Source organism: Acinetobacter sp. UBA5984, assembly GCF_002429925.1.
Taxonomy (GTDB): domain Bacteria; phylum Pseudomonadota; class Gammaproteobacteria; order Pseudomonadales; family Moraxellaceae; genus Acinetobacter; species Acinetobacter variabilis.
Genome location: NZ_DJBE01000072.1, coordinates 1 through 16577 on the forward strand (window position 1 = coordinate 1; position 16577 = coordinate 16577).

12 protein-coding genes and 3 pseudogenes are annotated in these 16577 nt (G+C 44.1%); 7 read left to right on the forward strand and 8 right to left on the reverse strand.

Going from position 1 to position 16577, the window contains the following annotated elements:
- Positions 1 to 166 precede the first annotated feature (166 nt).
- Positions 167 to 1075 (forward strand): DMT family transporter, encoded by a 909-nt coding sequence (locus B3J29_RS11670; protein ID WP_208461833.1) that lies wholly within the window; start codon positions 167 to 169, stop codon positions 1073 to 1075.
- 149 nt (positions 1076 to 1224) lie between these two features.
- Here the strand turns inward: B3J29_RS11670 and B3J29_RS11675 are convergent, their stop codons facing one another.
- Positions 1225 to 1464 carry a hypothetical protein gene (locus B3J29_RS11675; RefSeq protein WP_286965596.1) on the reverse strand — a complete coding sequence of 80 codons (240 nt, stop codon included), beginning with the start codon at positions 1462 to 1464 and terminating at the stop codon, positions 1225 to 1227.
- Between the two features lie 131 nt (positions 1465 to 1595).
- Here B3J29_RS11675 and B3J29_RS11680 point away from each other — a divergent pair, with 131 nt between their 5' ends.
- The gene (locus B3J29_RS11680) at positions 1596 to 2534 is read left to right on the forward strand and encodes a cation diffusion facilitator family transporter (protein ID WP_286965598.1); all 939 of its coding nucleotides are present in this window, start codon (positions 1596 to 1598) and stop codon (positions 2532 to 2534) included.
- Between the two features lie 411 nt (positions 2535 to 2945).
- A complete protein-coding gene (locus tag B3J29_RS11685) occupies positions 2946 to 4001 on the forward strand; it encodes an MBL fold metallo-hydrolase (RefSeq protein ID WP_005232384.1) in 1056 nt (351 codons plus the stop codon).
- On the opposite strand, the pseudogene B3J29_RS11690 reads toward B3J29_RS11685, so the two are convergent.
- Together B3J29_RS11690 and B3J29_RS11695 are read right to left on the reverse strand one after the other, a co-directional pair.
- Positions 3991 to 4380: pseudogene (locus tag B3J29_RS11690) on the reverse strand (DoxX-like family protein). The gene B3J29_RS11685 and the pseudogene B3J29_RS11690 sit on opposite strands and share 11 nt — an antisense overlap.
- Positions 4381 to 4390: 10 nt before the next feature.
- Positions 4391 to 4834: pseudogene (locus tag B3J29_RS11695) on the reverse strand (thiol-disulfide oxidoreductase DCC family protein).
- A gap of 298 nt (positions 4835 to 5132) precedes the next feature.
- Between B3J29_RS11695 and katG the strand changes: the two are divergent.
- Positions 5133 to 7342: pseudogene (gene katG / locus B3J29_RS11700) on the forward strand (catalase/peroxidase HPI).
- 97 nt (positions 7343 to 7439) lie between these two features.
- On the opposite strand, the gene B3J29_RS11705 reads toward katG, so the two are convergent.
- Positions 7440 to 8960, reverse strand: a complete 1521-nt coding sequence (locus B3J29_RS11705) for a catalase (protein WP_034169856.1) — start codon at positions 8958 to 8960, stop codon at positions 7440 to 7442.
- Between the two features lie 619 nt (positions 8961 to 9579).
- Here B3J29_RS11705 and B3J29_RS11710 point away from each other — a divergent pair.
- Positions 9580 to 9759: a DUF7230 family protein gene (locus B3J29_RS11710; RefSeq protein WP_005232372.1), complete on the forward strand. Its 180-nt coding sequence runs from the start codon at positions 9580 to 9582 to the stop codon at positions 9757 to 9759.
- Here B3J29_RS11710 and B3J29_RS11715 read toward each other — a convergent pair.
- From B3J29_RS11715 to B3J29_RS11725, 3 genes are all read right to left on the reverse strand, one after another.
- Positions 9756 to 10253 (reverse strand): hypothetical protein, encoded by a 498-nt coding sequence (locus B3J29_RS11715; RefSeq protein WP_286965601.1) that lies wholly within the window; start codon positions 10251 to 10253, stop codon positions 9756 to 9758. The two genes, B3J29_RS11710 and B3J29_RS11715, sit on opposite strands and share 4 nt — an antisense overlap.
- A 43-nt stretch (positions 10254 to 10296) precedes the next feature.
- Positions 10297 to 12594 carry a phosphoenolpyruvate--protein phosphotransferase gene (gene ptsP, locus B3J29_RS11720; protein WP_005232368.1) on the reverse strand — a complete coding sequence of 766 codons (2298 nt, stop codon included), beginning with the start codon at positions 12592 to 12594 and terminating at the stop codon, positions 10297 to 10299.
- A gap of 91 nt (positions 12595 to 12685) precedes the next feature.
- Complete coding sequence (locus B3J29_RS11725; protein ID WP_004781838.1) at positions 12686 to 13168, reverse strand: RNA pyrophosphohydrolase; 483 nt, start codon at positions 13166 to 13168, stop codon at positions 12686 to 12688.
- Between the two features lie 182 nt (positions 13169 to 13350).
- On the opposite strand from B3J29_RS11725, the gene B3J29_RS11730 reads away from it, so the two are divergent.
- Positions 13351 to 14001, forward strand: a complete 651-nt coding sequence (locus B3J29_RS11730) for an HAD family hydrolase (RefSeq protein WP_005232364.1) — start codon at positions 13351 to 13353, stop codon at positions 13999 to 14001.
- Positions 14002 to 14157: 156 nt separating this feature from the next.
- Positions 14158 to 14409 carry a DUF2789 domain-containing protein gene (locus tag B3J29_RS11735; RefSeq protein ID WP_005232362.1) on the forward strand — a complete coding sequence of 84 codons (252 nt, stop codon included), beginning with the start codon at positions 14158 to 14160 and terminating at the stop codon, positions 14407 to 14409.
- 43 nt (positions 14410 to 14452) lie between these two features.
- On the opposite strand, the gene ovoA is transcribed toward B3J29_RS11735, so the two are convergent.
- On the reverse strand, positions 14453 to 16576 hold the full coding sequence (gene ovoA, locus B3J29_RS11740; protein ID WP_286965699.1) for a 5-histidylcysteine sulfoxide synthase: 2124 nt from the start codon (positions 16574 to 16576) through the stop codon (positions 14453 to 14455).
- Position 16577 lies beyond the last annotated feature (1 nt).

Sequence of the window (16577 nt, forward strand, 5' to 3'; positions counted from 1 at the left end):
TTACTTTTCAAAGATGAAAAGTAACAAAAATCTTTTGCTAAACTGAGGATATATCCCTATATCCCAGTTTAGCGGCGGCGTCCCTGCCTCCATCAGTATTGTTGATTGTGAATTTGAGCGAGAAGTTAGTTCAATTCTTTCTGATTAAAATTTAATTGAGTCCTTTATGAATTCAAATTCATCTCCCATGCTGGTGACGGCAAGTATTTATGCCTTGCTGGTGCTGATCTGGGCAGCGACGCCATTGGCGATCGTCTGGAGCGTTGCAGAAGTTCATCCGATGTGGGTGCTGATCATTCGTTATTTCGGTGCTTCTGTGCTGGCTTTGGTGATCTTGGCTGCCATGCGTAATCCATTGCCATTCGATCGAACCTCAATGATGAGTTATGTAGCAGGCAGTCTAAACCTGATCGGTGCACAGTTATTTATCTATCTGGCGGCGAATTATTTGACCTCTGGATTAATGGCTTTAATTTTCGGTTTCTCACCACTGGTTGCTGGCCTGATTGGGCATGTCATCCTGAAAACTAACCACCTAATCTGGTTGCAATGGCTCGGTATAGCTGTTGCCGTCGGTGGTTTAAGTTTTGTCTTTGCGGAGTCAGCAGATAGTAAAGTGAATCCGTGGGGCGTGGTCCTGATGCTGATTAGTATGGTGTCTTATATCAGCTCGATTTTCTGGGTGAAACAGATCAATGCGCCGTTAAAACTGATGTCCCAAGCCACCGGTTCTTTGATTGTTTCTTCATTGGGATCATTGCTAATCATTCCATTTATCTGGCAATCTTTCCCAACACAAATGCCAAGTATGCAGGCGCTATTCGGCTTTGGTTTTACCATGATCCTGTCTTCGATTGTGGCGATGCTGTGTTACTTCTGGCTGATTCGCCGTTTAGCCGCATCCACCGTATCCCTCAGTAATGTGATGACGCCAATCATTGCCCTGATTCTCGGTGCAACCTTGAATAATGAAATCATCAGCAGTCATGCCTTTGCCGGTATTGCGGTAGTGATGTTCGGGATCGTGATGTACTTCTGGAAAGAATGGCGCGAGCAGTATTTTTCTAAATCCTAAGCTGTATTACTCAAATTAAAAAATATTTAGAAAGGAAGCTAGGGCTTCCTTTCTGGTTTTTGATGCAGAACCGGGTAGGGATGTCTTTTCTATCCCTTTGAGAACGGCAGATAAGCTCAAATCCAGGCTTTAAGTCAAGGATAGTCGCATCAGACACAATAAACAGTATTGCTAGCTTTGTTCAGTATACCCATCAAACCCAGAATCTGCTGCTGATGTTCCACATGGAACAGTTGCACCTGATCAAAATAACCATGCTGGATAATCTGCTGGCGAATCTTCAGGATTTGCTCGTCATTCAGAAAATGATGCGAAGCCTGGACAGATTGCTCCCACAGTTCTAGGAGCTGAGGATGCCGATCGGCAGAAGTAAGGACAATCACAGCCATGAAGTTTCCGATTAAAAATGAGAACAACAAAACAATAAACAATTTATGTCAGCAGTTTATTAAGATGCAAAGAGATAAAATGAAAAATCAAATAGATCCATCTGTTTGAGGAAAAACTAGGACAACTTTGAATGTCATCTGAATCTAATAAAATTGTGGTCTATGCAGCGTTATTTGGCAACCTTGCTATTGCACTGGTTAAATTCGTCGCAGCCTATATTACCAATAGTTCTGCGATGCTCAGTGAAGCGATTCACTCGGTGGTCGATACTCTAAATGAAATTCTGCTTCTTTACGGCATGAAAAAGGCAGAGCAGCGCCCAGATGCCCACCATCCTTTTGGCTATGGCCGTGAACTGTATTTCTGGGCCTTTATTGTGGCCTTGATGGTCTTTGCACTGGGTGCGATTGTATCCATCTATCAAGGCATCCTGCACATCATTCATCCTGAAGAAATGCAGGATCCGATGATCAACTATATTGTCTTGGGTATTGCGATTCTGTGTGAAGGATTCTCCTGGACAGTGGCTTTAAGAACCTTCCGTAAAATGAAAGGCAAGATGGGCTATTTCGAAGCCTTTAGACGTAGTAAAGATCCGACCACCTTTACCGTATTATTTGAAGATACTGCTGCGCTAGTAGGTCTTTTTATTGCCCTGATCGGGATTTTCTTGGCTCATCAACTGAATATTCCTGAACTGGATGGTGCTGCCTCTATTCTGATTGGTGTCGTGTTGGCGGTATCGGCCTGGTTACTGGCACGTGAAACCAAAGGCTTATTGCTGGGTGAAACAGCAGATCCTAGACTGCGTGAAAATGTACTTAACATTGCCCAGCAGGATGCTGCGGTCTATAGCGCCAATGGTGTATTAACCGAGCAAATCGGTGCACATCAGGTAATTGCCTCCTTAAGTCTGGAATTCAAAGACGATCTGACTTCTGATGAAATTGAAGCTTGCGTTAACCGGATTGAAGCGCAAATCAAACAGCTACACCCAGAAATTATTACTCTATTTGTGAAACCTCAAACCAAAGCGGTATGGTTGGAACGGACTCAAGGTCGTATTTAAGGAAATGAAGTTTTCAGCAGATAACTTTCGTCGGATAGTCAGAAGGGCATCAAGCGTGATTACGTGAATACGGGATAAAAATTTAGGTCATGAAATCATGTACAGTCAGGTATGGAGTGAGAATTATCGGATGAATATCGATCATTCTCCTGTCTTTTTAGAAAGCAGAATGGGCACAAACTTGATCACCAGTATTTATTTTTTTAGAAGATTTTCATCGGTTTTGGTCTTTCCATTGGCTCGATGTTTTGCTAAAAATAACAAAAACATAAATGAATCTTAGGCACGTATTTCATACTATACTGGAATACCGAAGTATATAAGTTTGTATGCGATTTAAAGAGATGCTCCGTTTGAAAATTCCAGGTGGATGCTGTCTTGCATATAACAAATAATAAATAGTGGATATTTATGCAAGATCTTTTCAAGACTAAAAAATTTCAGCTTGAGACTGAGTCCAGTTGGAAACATCTCTGGTCCAAGCCGGTATTTGATTATCTACATTCCGATCATTTTGATGGTGAGCGGTTTAAGAATCTGGAGCATCATTCGCTCGAGCAAAGTCGCTTTGACTTGTATAAATGGTTATTCACCAGAAAATCCAGCACCTGGGAAGTGAATCTGGAACAGGAACGTGCCGAGTTTTTTTCACGTCCGCGTGCCTTGCCACAAAACCGGCCGGAAGCCACTTTAGATGACTGGCAAATCTGGTTTATTGGGCATGCCACCGCTCTGATCCAGATCGGGCCGTATAATTTTCTGACTGATCCGGTCTGGTGTGAATATGCCAGTCCTTTTGCATCCCGAGGGCCACAGCGCGTTATTCCTGCTGGCATTGCCCTGGATGAGCTGCCGCATATTGATGCCGTATTGCTTAGCCATAACCATTATGATCATATGGATCTGGCGACCTTGGCCTGGCTGCATCAAACCTATCAAATGCCGATCTATACTGGCCTTGGCAATGGCTGGTACCTGCCTAAAGACTATAATGTCATTGAAATGGACTGGTGGGAAAATGCATTTTTTGAAGATATCCAGATTGTCTATTCGCCAGCACAGCACGCTTCAGGACGTGGAATGCGCGATCAGAACTGTGCATTATGGGGCGGTTTTTCCTTATTGAATGGCAAGGATCATTGCTATTTTGCTGGGGATAGCGGTTATGCGCCGCATTTCAAGGAAATTCGAAAACGCCTTGGGCCACCACGAATTGCGCTGTTGCCGATCGGTGCCTATGAACCACGTGAATTGATGCGCAATATTCACATGAATCCGGAAGATGCTTTTCATGCCCATCAGGACTTAATGGCACGTTGTTCAATGGCGATCCATTATCGGACCTTCCAGCTCACCGATGAAGCACGTGACCAGCCTGAAAATGAACTGCAGCATATTATCCAGCATTCATCCAAGCTGATTAACCCGTTTTACTGTATTCGTGAAGGCAAACGGATTATTGTCTAAGGGCTTCTCTTTGTTCTTGTTGAATAATTTGAATGGCGATAACAGAAAGCATCAGCATCGCGATATTCATTACTACAGGATTAAAGGCGGCTATAAGCTGTAAAGGGTCGGTGAGTACGATCAGCAGTAATAATCCGTCCAGTCCAGCAATATTCAAACCATGTAATAGAAGAGATCTGTTCCATTTTAAAAAGCACAAACCAAACAGTATTTCACACAACCCAGATAAGCCTACCAAGCTTTTAGCGAGCAGTAGGCTAACCCCCATATTTTGTCAGATTTGCAGTTCAGCAGTAGATTGGAACAGAATTTTTGGAACCAAGCCCTGATACAGCCAGAGTGCAGCTAAGGCAAACTGGGTTGTACGCAGCGGTTGCATTAATACAGAATCAGACTTCACGGACAGCCTCTTCCAGAAAGTGGCATTTATTTTCGTGAGAAGGAATCAGACAAAAATCAGTTTTGCCAAATAGCTTATAGCGGTTTAAAGCCACCAGACGATATAGAAAATCGCGAATAAAACGTGGAATGAAATAGCCAGCATTCATCAAAGAAAATGGAAAACCGAGATGCTGCATCACCTACAGTAAAGCAGTAGATTCGGTATAAAGTTTGCCATCCTTAATGACTACCATGGTGGTGTAATGCTCTGTCCACATCTGGTAGTGCTTAAGCAGGGCAGTGCCCAGTTCCGATTGTGCAGAGACCAGTTTAAACTGGATTTTTTTATCGTATTTAATCAGAAACTTTGCCCAGCCATTACAAATCACACAAACCGCATCAAATAAAATGATGTCATGGCTTTGAATGATATCTTCAATATTTTTGCTCATCATTATACTTCTTTTTTGTGATATGGCTTTGATAGTGTAGTGCTACAAGCGTCAATATAAAACTTCTTAACAAAGATGTTCGTCACTTTAAATTCTTTGGCTCATTTGAAAATAAAAATGGGAGTGATCAACTTTTCTTAATTGGATGGCTACTACAATATTATGGCCTGGCATCAGGATTGTAGTGTTTGGTGAGTCTATCTTTAAGCTCTGTAAAAAAGCCAGTAAGGTGAAATAGCTCATAATGGAGATAGCTTGGAAAAACAAGCAGGTTAACTATAAAGCTGGAGAAGCCTTCATGAATAAGCCTACACAACTTGGCACAAGTAAATGTCCCTTCCATCAAGGTGCGCATACTGTCGCTGGTGGCTCGAATATAGACTGGTGGCCCAATGCACTGAATCTGGATATTTTGCATCAGCATGACCGCAAAACGAACCCCATGGACCCTGATTTTGACTACGCTAAAGCCTTTAGCGAACTAGATCTGGAAGCAATTAAACAGGATCTAAGAGAACTGATAACCTCCAGTCAGGACTGGTGGCCAGCAGACTGGGGCAGCTATATCGGTATGATGGTGCGTACCGCCTGGCATCTGGCTGGAACCTACCGTAAGCAGGATGGACGTGGGAGTGCGAATACCAGTAATCAACGTTTTGCGCCATTGAATAGCTGGCCAGATAACGTCAATACTGACAAAGGCCACCGTCTATTATGGCCAGTGAAAAAGAAATATGGCAATAAAATTTCTTGGGGAGATTTGATTATTCTGGCTGGTACGGTCGCATATGAGGTGGCTGGGTTAAAAAACCTTTGGTTATGCCGGTGGGCGTGAAGATATCTGGCATCCAGAAAAAGATATTTATTGGGGTGCAGAGCATAAATGGCTGGATGCGACCCGCGAACGTTATAACAATGAAGAAGACCGGAATACGCTGGAAAATCCTCTTGCTGCAGTACAAATGGGACTGGTTTATGTCAATCCGGAAGGGGTGGACGGCAAACCGGATCCGTTAAAAACCGCACAGGATATGCGTACCACCTTCGACCGTATGGCCATGAATGATGAAGAAACCGTCGCTCTGACGGCAGGTGGACATACCGTCGGGAAAGCACATGGAAATGGTAAGGCAGATGTACTTGGACCGGAGCCAGAAGCTGCACCACTCGAATTACAGGGTTTGGGCTGGAATAACCCGGAAGAAACCGGTAATGCCGCCTATACCATGGTAAGTGGTCTGGAAGGTGCTTGGACGACTAACCCGAACCGCTGGGACAATGAATTCTTTTATCTGCTGCTGAACTATGACTGGGAGCTAAAAAAGAGCCCGGCCAGCGCATGGCAATGGTAGCCGATCAATATTAAAGAAGAAGATCGCCCATTGGATGCGCATACGACCAATGTGCGCCGTAATCCGATCATGACCGATGCCGATATGGCGCTAAAAATCGACCCGGGGTATCGGGAAATTTCCGAAAAATTCTATCGTGATCCGGAGTATTTTGCCGAAACTTTTGCCCGTGCCTAGTATAAATTGACCCATCGTGATTTAGGGCCGAAATCTCGTTATCTGGGGCCGGATGTACCGGAAGAAGACCTGATCTGGCAAGATCCAATTCCATCAGTAGATTACACCTTAAATGAGAGTGAAATTGCGGACCTGAGAGAAAAACTGCTGGATAGCGGCTTGAGTCGCATTGAGCTGATCAATACCGCTTGGGACAGTGCACGGACTTATCGTGGTTCGGACTATCGTGGTGGGGCCAATGGTGCCCGTATTCGTTTACAGCCACAACGTGAATGGGCTGGTAATGAACCGGAACGCTTGAATAAAGTTCTGAACAAACTTGAAGAAATTCAGGCAGGTCTAGAGAAAAAAGTCAGTATCGCTGACCTGATTGTACTGGGCGGATCGGCCGCAGTAGAAAAAGCAGCACAGGAAGCTGGGGTAGATATTCAGGTGCCATTTATTCCAAGCCGAGGAAATGCGACTCAAGGAACAAACCGATGTCTATTCATTTAAAGATCTGGAACCGTTGCATGATGGCTACCGTAACTGGTTAAAACAGAACTACTCCGCTCAGCCAGAAGAAATGCTGGTCGATCGTACTCAATTGATGGGACTTACAGCACCAGAAATGACAGTATTAATTGGTGGAATGCGGGTCCTAGGTGCTAATCATGGTGGAAGCAAGCATGGCGTACTGACTGATCGGGTCGGTGTATTGAGCAATGATTTCTTTGTGAACCTGATGGATATGAATAATGTCTGGGTGCCGGTAGAAGAAAATCTTTACGAAACCCGTGACCGTCAAACGCATGACCTGAAATGGACTGCAACCCGTGTCGATCTGGTCTTCGGTTCTAACTCAATTTTACCTGCCTATTCTGAAGTCTATGCTCAGGCTGACAATAAGGAAAAATTTGTAAGTGACTTTGTCAAAGCCTGGACCAAAGTCATGAACGCTGACCGTTATGATGTTAAACATCAACGTGAAGCCGCTTAAATTGAACTACAATTCATATTCCTGATGCTTTAATTTAACACCAATAAAAAACCACCCTCGGGTGGTTTTTTTATTCACTCAGTTCAAGCTGAAAAATTTAGAGAAAGCTTGGTAGGCCTTTGGCTGGATCAGTTGCTCGAGCCATCTGGGCATCAGCTACGCTCATCCCAAGAGCTTGGGCAACACCTTCACCATAGGCTGGATCACAAGCATAACAGTTACGGATATGACGGTACTTGATGAAATCAAGCGCATCACCCATTGCGGCTGCGGTATTATTAAATAGAGCCTGTTTCTGCTCATCATTCATCAGGTTGAACAGGGCACGTGGCTGGCTGAAGTAGTCATTATCATCTTTGCGATAATCCCAGAAATCTGCATCACCCGTGATTTTGAGTGGTGGCTCTCTGAATTCTGGCTGTTCCTGCCACTGGCTGAAACTGTTCGGCTCATAATGCGGCAATGAACCATAGTTGCCGTCCATACGGCCCAAACCATCACGATGATTTGAATGTACCGGACAACGTGCAGCATTGACCGGAATCTGGGCATGATTCACGCCCACGCGGTAACGTGCAGCATCAGCATAGTTGACTAAGCGTGCCTGTAGCATACGATCCGGTGAGTAACTAATGCCTGGTACCAGATTGCTTGGCGCAAAAGCTGCTTGTTCTACGTCCTGGAAATAGTTTTCCGGATTACGGTTGAGTTCGAATTCACCTACTTCAATCAGTGGGTAATCACCTTTCGGCCAGACTTTGGTCAGGTCAAACGGGTGATAAGGCACTTTCTCGGCATCTGTTTCAGGCATGATCTGAACGTACATTTTCCATTTCGGATAATCGCCACGTTCAATCGCATCAAACAGGTCGGTTTGACTGCTTTCACGGTCTTTAGCAATCAACTCTGCTGCCTCAGCATCAGTCAGATTCTTGATACCTTGCTGGGTACGCATATGGAATTTTACCCAGAAGCGTTCATTTTGGGCATTGATAAAACTGTAGGTATGACTGCCGAAACCGTGCATATGACGGTAACCAGCCGGAATCCCACGATCGGACATTACGATGGTAACTTGATGTAGTGCTTCCGGCAATAAAGTCCAGAAATCCCAGTTATTGGTGGCGCTACGTTTATTGGTTTTCGGATCACGTTTTACTGCTTTGTTTAAGTCAGGAAACTTACGTGGATCACGCAGGAAGAATACCGGCGTATTGTTACCGACTAGGTCCCAGTTACCTTCTTCAGTATAGAACTTCAGGGCAAAACCACGAATATCACGCTCTGCATCAGCTGCACCACGTTCACCGGCGACGGTCGAAAAACGGGCAAACATTTCGGTTTTTTTGCCAACTTCCGAGAAAATTTTTGCACGGGTGTACTCAGTAATGTCATTGGTCACAGTAAAAGTACCAAATGCACCTGAACCTTTTGCGTGCATACGGCGCTCAGGAATCACTTCACGAACAAAGTTAGCCAGTTTTTCATTCAGCCATAAATCCTGAGCAAGTAAAGGTCCACGCGCACCTGCCGTCATACTGTTCTGGTTGTCGACCACAGGCGCACCAGCTTCAGTGGTCAGGTGGGTGACAGGGCATTTTTTAAAATCTTGGCTCATCTTTCCTCTCCAAGTTTTGAATATCTTGTGTCGTTTATCTAGTATTCATAAAATATTGAAATATATGCTAATCAGATCAGGTTTCACTATATTTACAATATCTTTAAATAAAGGGTGTGACAGCACAAAATGGAATTCAGGATATAATTGAGTGAGCTCACTCAAAAAATATTTTTAAAGTTAATAAAGTTTAAAATATTGAAAATTAAATGGTTACTCTTAAAAAGTAATGGGTTTTCCACTCTCTGACAATATCAAATTCTATATATTTTGAATAACTCGAATAATGAATGGGATTAAACGAAAATAACAATATCTAAGTCCATAATATGTTTTTATCAAAGGATAAAAATAATAAGTGAAAAGTGGTATTTAAAATGAATTTTATAACTGTTTTATTTTAAATGGTTTTTTAATTGAGTTTTGTTTGGATGAAGAAACCCATAACAATAATGAATGGAATAAAGCTATTTTCTGGTTATAGCTCGCATTGTTGCATACAGAAAATCCTAGCTAAATGGGCTTTATTTTTAAAAAAGCATTGGCAAATATGCTTGAAAATTAGTCAGTCAGCCCTATAATTATCTCACTCCTTCCTCCAAGTCACATAGAGAGCAAAATGGCCAAGAAAAAAACAGCCAAGCAGGTGGTGATCCACAATTTTGTGGCAAAACACATGCATGAAGTCAACAAAAGCCAGGTTTTTGTAGACCGGAAGAAAAATGCAAAACGTGGTTATACCAAGCACAAACAAGGGCGATATCAACAAGATGATCGCCCTTTTTTATGGGCGGCTTAGGGCGGCCAGGAAGACGTAGATCTGTTTTGGGCAGGAGCTGACTTTAAGGGATTCTGTGGGGTATAGTTAAAAGATGAGTTTCTTTTCGAAGAATGCGGTGAAGTCCGCCGGGTGGTTGAAGAAGCTTCTTCGGGAAACATATTTTGAAAAAAACGGGGCAGGGTCGCAGAACTCGAAGATCTATTTTGATTAGCATCAGCTATAGGTCGGGTCTGCTGAAAACTGGCAAATTTTCCTAGCTGTTGCCGATACAGTTTTGCCGCAATGACCGATGGATCATTCTTGTCTAAACGCCGTTGCTGGGTACGAGAAATTTCAATTCCCCATAAGGGACAGGCTTTAGGACGTCCAGTTTCACGGATATACTGGTGACTGGGACTTGTATTATTACGACCACCAGAAGATGTATATCTGGATTTTTGCGAACGTAAGGCCGGTGCAATAATAAAATAAAATGCTGCAGCCAGCATAAGCAGGATAAGCACAAATTCCATAAGTACCTCGACGAATGCAGAGAAACCTGAAAAAAGTTCCTCCTTAAGCGCTGACCATACGGGTGGTGGATTTCACCATATCTCCTAAACCATGTGTTCTAAAATAATGCTCCATCCAGCTTTTTACCATGAGTGGATTGTCCAGTTTTAGTACATGTTTGAGTAATTCCTGTGCATCCGGCATCGGTACATGACAGATCGTTTTTCGGACTCTCAAAATATTGCTAGAACTCATGGACAAGGTATTAAATCCCATGGCCATTAATAGTACGGCCGATAGAGGATCACCAGCCATTTCACCACAGATACTGATCGGTTTGTTATTACGGTGACAATCCTCTACCAGACGGGTCAGAGCACGCAGAATCGCTGGATGCAAATGTGAATAGACATTGGCCACACGTGGGTTATTACGGTCGACAGCAAGTAAATATTGGGTCAAATCGTTAGAACCGACCGAGAAGAAATCAACCAGTTCAGAAAACTCATCAATCTGATGCAGTACGCTCGGCACTTCCACCATAATCCCGATTTGCGGCTTGGTAATTTTGACCTGTTCTTCTTCCTGAACGGCATGATGATCACGTTCTAACAGATACAGTGCTTCTTCAACTTCACTGACACTGGTCACCATCGGCAACAGGATATGCAGATTGTTCAGACCGATACTGGCTTTCAGCATGGCGCGAATTTGTGAAGAGAAGATTTCAGGATGATCCAGCGTAAAACGAATTCCGCGCCAGCCCAATGCTGAATTTTCTTCCTTAATCGAGAAATATGGCAGGTCTTTATCTGCACCAATATCCAGCGTTCGCATGACTACCGGTTTATTGGCAAAGTGACTCAGTTGCTGCCGGTAAATGGCACGTTGTTCCTCTTCTCCCGGGAAGCGGTCACGTAGCATGAACGGGATTTCCGAACGGTATAGGCCAACACCTTTGGCACCACGCTGTACACCACGAACCACATCAATCATCAGGCCGGTATTTACAAACAGACGTACAGCGGTACCATCTGGCGTAATTGCATCTTTGGTCTCGTATTGACGTAGATCTTTGGCAATCTGTTCTTCTTCTTTCTGAATTTCTTTATAGCGGGTACGCAGACGACGTGGTGGATTGATAAAGATACGGCCCTGATGCGCATCGACAATCATCTCGACGTCATCCAGAGTATTGATGGGCAGTTCAGTCACACCCACGACAGTCGGAATACCGAGTGCGCGTGCCACAATCACCATGTGCGAATTCATGGCACCTTCAGTGGTGACAATCGCGGCAATCTTATCAACAGGCAGTTCCACCAGTGCAGCCGTTGAAATTTCTTCACCAATCAGGATGCTTTCATCGGTCAGTTCGCGATGGCTTTCATCGGCTTCCTGCAACTTGGCCAGAATACGACGTCCCAGATCTTTTAGATCAGCGACACGTTCACGCAGGTAATCATCCTCCATCTGGACAAACTGCGCCACATGGTTATCAATCACGATGCGAACCGCACCTTGTGCCCAGTGACCATCACGAATCAGTGCTTTAATTTCTGATGGCAGGGCATTTTCATCCAGCATACGCAGGAATACACTGAACAAAGCACGTTCTTCGGCCATCAGCGCATCCTGCATTTTGTCATCCAGGAACTGAATTTCTTCACGCACCGAATTTAAAGCATTATCTAGCAAAGCCAGTTCTTCGCTAATATTATCTGCTTCACGATCCGGAACAGCGCCTAGATCTGCAGGGGGATAAAGCACAATGGCGCGACCAAGTGCGATCCCGCCAGAACCGGATACGCCCTGGAAGGTTTTATATGCCGGTAAATTATTTGGTTTTCGGAATACATCAATATTGCCGACTGCATGTGCATGAGCGATTACGCCCGAAAGCTGAGCACATAGCGTAACCAGGAAAGATTCGGCTGCTTCACTAAAATCCTGGGATTCTTGATTTTGGACAACCAGTACGCCCATGACTTTACGGCGGTACATGACCGGAACGCCCAGAAAGGAATTATAAATTTCTTCGCCCGTTTCCGGTAAATACAGAAAACGATCATGCTTAGGGGCATTGTCGAGGTTAACGATTTCCTCACGCTGACCGACCAGACCAACCAGGCCTTCACCGGTATGTAGAGAAACATGACCGACAGCTTCGGGCTTCAGGCCTTTAGATGCCATTAATAGATAACGCTGGTTGCGTTCATCGAGCAGATAAATGGAGCAAACATCCACATGCATGGCCTCAGCGACCTGATTGACCATAATATCGAGTGATTCATGCAAACTGGTAGACGCATTAATCTCTTGGACAATGCGTCTCAGGGTATCCAGTTGCATATTCGACATGGGTGCTGCTCCGTATTTTTTTAGAAGTCCGGTAATTTAGTTTATTTATAACAATAGCCGAGCAAAAAATCTGCACATGCACGCGATTTTTTTAAGGTTTTTGTTGTGGTAATTGCTGACAGAGTTCAATCATGGCCTTGCGATAAACATCGCGTTTAAAATTCACCACTTGGCCTAATGGATACCAGTAACTGACCCATTGCCATTGATCAAATTCGGGCGGATCGGACAGATCAAGCTGAATGTTCTGTACGGGTGCCGTCAGTTTGAGTAAAAACCACTTCTGTTTTTGACCGATACATACCGGATCTGAATCCGTGCGAATGTATCGATACGGCAAACGATAACGCAACCATCCTTTGGTCTGCGCGATAATCTGGACGTGTTCAGGCAGTAAGCCAACTTCTTCTCTCAGCTCACGATAAAGTGCCTGCTCAGGGGTTTCTCCATATTGGATACCTCCTTGTGGAAATTGCCATGCATTATGACCAATGCGTTTTGCCCATAAAACCTGTCCAGCATCGTTTGCCAAAATGATCCCGACATTCGGTCGGAAACCTTCTGAGTCGATCATTTGGCTACCTAAAATTGTTTAATTTATGCCTTTGCTTTCGGGGAATATTATTTCTTTATCCAACTCGAAAAAAAGCAAAGTTTAAAAATGTTAAAATTGCTATGATCTTAACGAATTTCTATCGACTAGCGGAGATAGATTTACAATTTTTTTCTTAAATTTCAGTTTTTACGAGTATTTTCATGAAATTGGCGCTATTTGATCTCGATCACACCCTGTTAAACACCGATTCGGATCATTCCTGGGGGGAATTCCTGGTCAATGAAGGCCTGGTGGATCCCGTTCATCACCGCGCCATGAATGACAAGTTCTATGAGGACTATAAAAAGGGTCAACTGGATCCTTATGCCTATAATGAATTTGTATTCCAGTTTTTGACTCAACATGACCATGATTATCTGACCGAATTACATCAACTGTTCATGCAAAAAGTCATTCGCCCACAGATGCGTCCGGAAGGTTTTAAAGCGATTCAGCGCCATAAAGATGCAGGGCATGAAATTGTCGGCATTACTGCAACTTCGGACTTTATTACTGCACCGATTTTCCGTGAGTTTGGGATTACTGAAATTATTGCCACCAATGCTGAAGTCATTGACGGTAAATATACCGGTAAGGTGACCAATATCGCCTGCTATCAGCAAGGTAAACTGACCCGTCTGGAACAATGGCTGGCTGGTCGTGAGGTGACCGAGTCTTGGGCCTATTCAGATTCAATCAATGACCGTTTTCTGCTGGAACATGCAGATCATGCCATTGCTGTGAATCCGGATGATCGTCTGGAAGCACTGGCTAAAGAACAGGGCTGGGAAATTCAGAACTGGTCGATTTAAGTAATTCTTTCGATTTAATCAGGCACAACTTTGGTTGTGCTTTTTTATAAGCAGAAGAGGCTACTTTTTGACATGCCTGTTGCTGCATAAACATGCTATGCTCAGAGCAAATAAAGCAAGTCGACAATAACGATAGCAAGCGCCGAGGTAATGAAAATGACCCAAGTTAGACCGCGTATGACTCATCTATTTGCACAGTTAGGTCTGGATTCAAGTGCAGAAGGGATTGCCCAATTTATTCATGAGCATCAATTACCCAAAGATGTAAACCTGATGGAGGCGCCGTACTGGTCAGATGCGCAGCGCCAGTTCCTGGCTGAAAAAATTGCTTCAGATGGAGAATGGGCCATTGTGGTAGATCAGCTCAATGAATCTCTGCACGAGGATGCCACTAGCGGAATTGAGTAGTGAACAAAAAGCCAATCAGTTGATTGGCTTTTTCATTTGGGTATTACTGTGTTCGTTTCCATAAAGTTACTTGGGACAGGGTATGTTGATATTTACGCGCTGTTTCCCGAATCACAAAAGGCACATCCACAGGTTCGTCTAGCATTTCAAAATGTGAACTAAGTAAAGCCTTGATGCCCTCTAAGGTACTCAGGTTTTCTCCTGCCTGCTTAAATCCGCCGATCCATTCACTGCGTGCTGTATGTTCTTCCAGCCAGGTATAAGGCGAGGCCAGCATCAAAATGCCGCCCATATTCAGGCGCTTATGAATCTCACTCAGAAAAGCTTTAGGATGATGCAGACGATCAATCAGGTTAGCTGCCAGAATAAAATCATAATCTGTAAACTGAGGTTTCAGGTTGCAGGCATCGGCCTGATAAAACTCGACCTTATTGGCAGCCTGCTCAAGTCCAAGTTCTGCCAGTGAGCAGGATTTATATTCCACCAGTTCGCCCTCAACAGGAATGCTATAGCGCAGGGTCTCTCCTTGGGCCAGTACTACGCCTTGCTGAATAAAACGGGCAGAAAAATCTAGACCGGTGACCTGATCAAAATCTTGAGCCAGTTCAAAGCTGGCACGTCCAGTCGCACACCCGATATCCAGTGCTTTATGGCATGGAATGTTCTGAAAATAAGGACGGGCTAGTTTGATGAGGCTTTGTGCAAAGTTTGGAACACCGAAATATTCCGCCCCATACTGGAATTCCAGATATTGGGAAATCAGCTGATCGCTTTCATATTGCGAGTGAAACTGCAGTGATGTCTCTTCCGCGGCAACATAGCGAAAACCGGCATGCTGGAAAAAATGTCGCCGGAATGCATAGCGTGAACTGTGCAGGGCTTCATTACCGGCCGAAATCCAGGAACCGCCTTTAATCAGATGATGTTGGCCATCGAAGGTAGGGGTACTAAAATCATCATAGAAGGGATGGACTTGAAAGCCTTCGAAAGGATAAATCGGGGTCTCGGTCCATTGCCAGACATTGCCCTGAACATCATAAAAATCGCCATGCTGAAAATGATCCACCGGACAAGAGCTAGGGCCATATTTTAATTCAATATTGGCTTGCTCAGGACTTGGTAATTTAGGATCCAGTCCTGAAACTGCATACAGTCGATACCATTCATCTTCAGTTGGCAGGCGAATGGACTCTCCGGTCTGTACTGATTTCCAGTTACAGAAAGCCTTGGCTTCATGATAATTCACTTCGACTGGCCAGTCCCAAGGCATCGGAACTTCTTCCAGCATCAGTCTTAAGGACCAACCCAGTTCAGTTTTGATCCAGAAGGTAGGATGTGTGGCTTGAGAAAATGCCAACCATTGCTGGCCTTCTTCAGTCCAGTAGTTAGCTGTCTGATAACCCTCTGCTTCCACAAAGGCTAAAAACTCCTGATTGGATACCAGATATTTAGAGGCTTCGAATTCTTCAATTTCGGCATGATGGTGGCCGTATTCATTGTCCCAGCCATAAAAAGCATGTTCGAAATTTTTATGTAAATTGACCTGACCTGCCGGTACCTTTACCAGACTATTTTCAGGTGCAATACCGGTAATGACATTGGCACGCCACTGCGGATGATTTTGTACATAACGTAACTGATGCTGGCGGATTAAAACCGAAGACGTTTCCAGATGAATCCGTTCATGCTCAATGCCCATGATGATGGTCCACCAGGGATTGTGCCAGTTTAGTGGAAGTTGTAGCGGCGCATGTTCTATCACTTTCAAGACCAGGGCACATACCTGATGCCGGTAATCACGTACCGCTTGAATGCTAGGCCAGTGATAGTTCTGTTCATCCAGATCATCCCAGCTCATTTCATCTACACCAATCGCAAATATGCTTTCCATATGCGGATTTAAACGTTCCGGAATCAGTTGAGCCAGCAACAGCTTATTGATAAAAAAAGTGGCAGTATGACCAAAATAAAAGATCAGTGGATGACGTAAGGCAATCGGTTTGACATAAAAGGCTTCTTCATTCTTCAGACAGTCAAACAGTTGCTCATAGGTGTCAAAGGTATTTAGAAAATAATTACGTAATACGGCACGCGTCGTCGGTTCATCTTCAAAATCAAGGTTGGGAGTAGGCTGTAGCGTTGGTTTAAGCGGTTTCCATAAACCCATT

Bases quoted from the DNA above. Each gene is read 5' to 3' on its own strand.
- B3J29_RS11670 (WP_208461833.1), top strand. From the start codon at position 167: ATGAATTCAAATTCATCTCCCATGCTGGTGACGGCAAGTATTTATGCC.
- B3J29_RS11675 (WP_286965596.1), bottom strand. From the start codon at position 1,464: ATGGCTGTGATTGTCCTTACTTCTGCCGATCGGCATCCTCAGCTCCTA.
- B3J29_RS11680 (WP_286965598.1), top strand. From the start codon at position 1,596: ATGTCATCTGAATCTAATAAAATTGTGGTCTATGCAGCGTTATTTGGC.
- B3J29_RS11685 (WP_005232384.1), top strand. From the start codon at position 2,946: ATGCAAGATCTTTTCAAGACTAAAAAATTTCAGCTTGAGACTGAGTCC.
- B3J29_RS11705 (WP_034169856.1), bottom strand. From the start codon at position 8,960: ATGAGCCAAGATTTTAAAAAATGCCCTGTCACCCACCTGACCACTGAA.
- B3J29_RS11710 (WP_005232372.1), top strand. From the start codon at position 9,580: ATGGCCAAGAAAAAAACAGCCAAGCAGGTGGTGATCCACAATTTTGTG.
- B3J29_RS11715 (WP_286965601.1), bottom strand. From the start codon at position 10,253: ATGGAATTTGTGCTTATCCTGCTTATGCTGGCTGCAGCATTTTATTTT.
- ptsP (WP_005232368.1), bottom strand. From the start codon at position 12,594: ATGTCGAATATGCAACTGGATACCCTGAGACGCATTGTCCAAGAGATT.
- B3J29_RS11725 (WP_004781838.1), bottom strand. From the start codon at position 13,168: ATGATCGACTCAGAAGGTTTCCGACCGAATGTCGGGATCATTTTGGCA.
- B3J29_RS11730 (WP_005232364.1), top strand. From the start codon at position 13,351: ATGAAATTGGCGCTATTTGATCTCGATCACACCCTGTTAAACACCGAT.
- B3J29_RS11735 (WP_005232362.1), top strand. From the start codon at position 14,158: ATGACCCAAGTTAGACCGCGTATGACTCATCTATTTGCACAGTTAGGT.
- ovoA (WP_286965699.1), bottom strand. From the start codon at position 16,576: ATGGGTTTATGGAAACCGCTTAAACCAACGCTACAGCCTACTCCCAAC.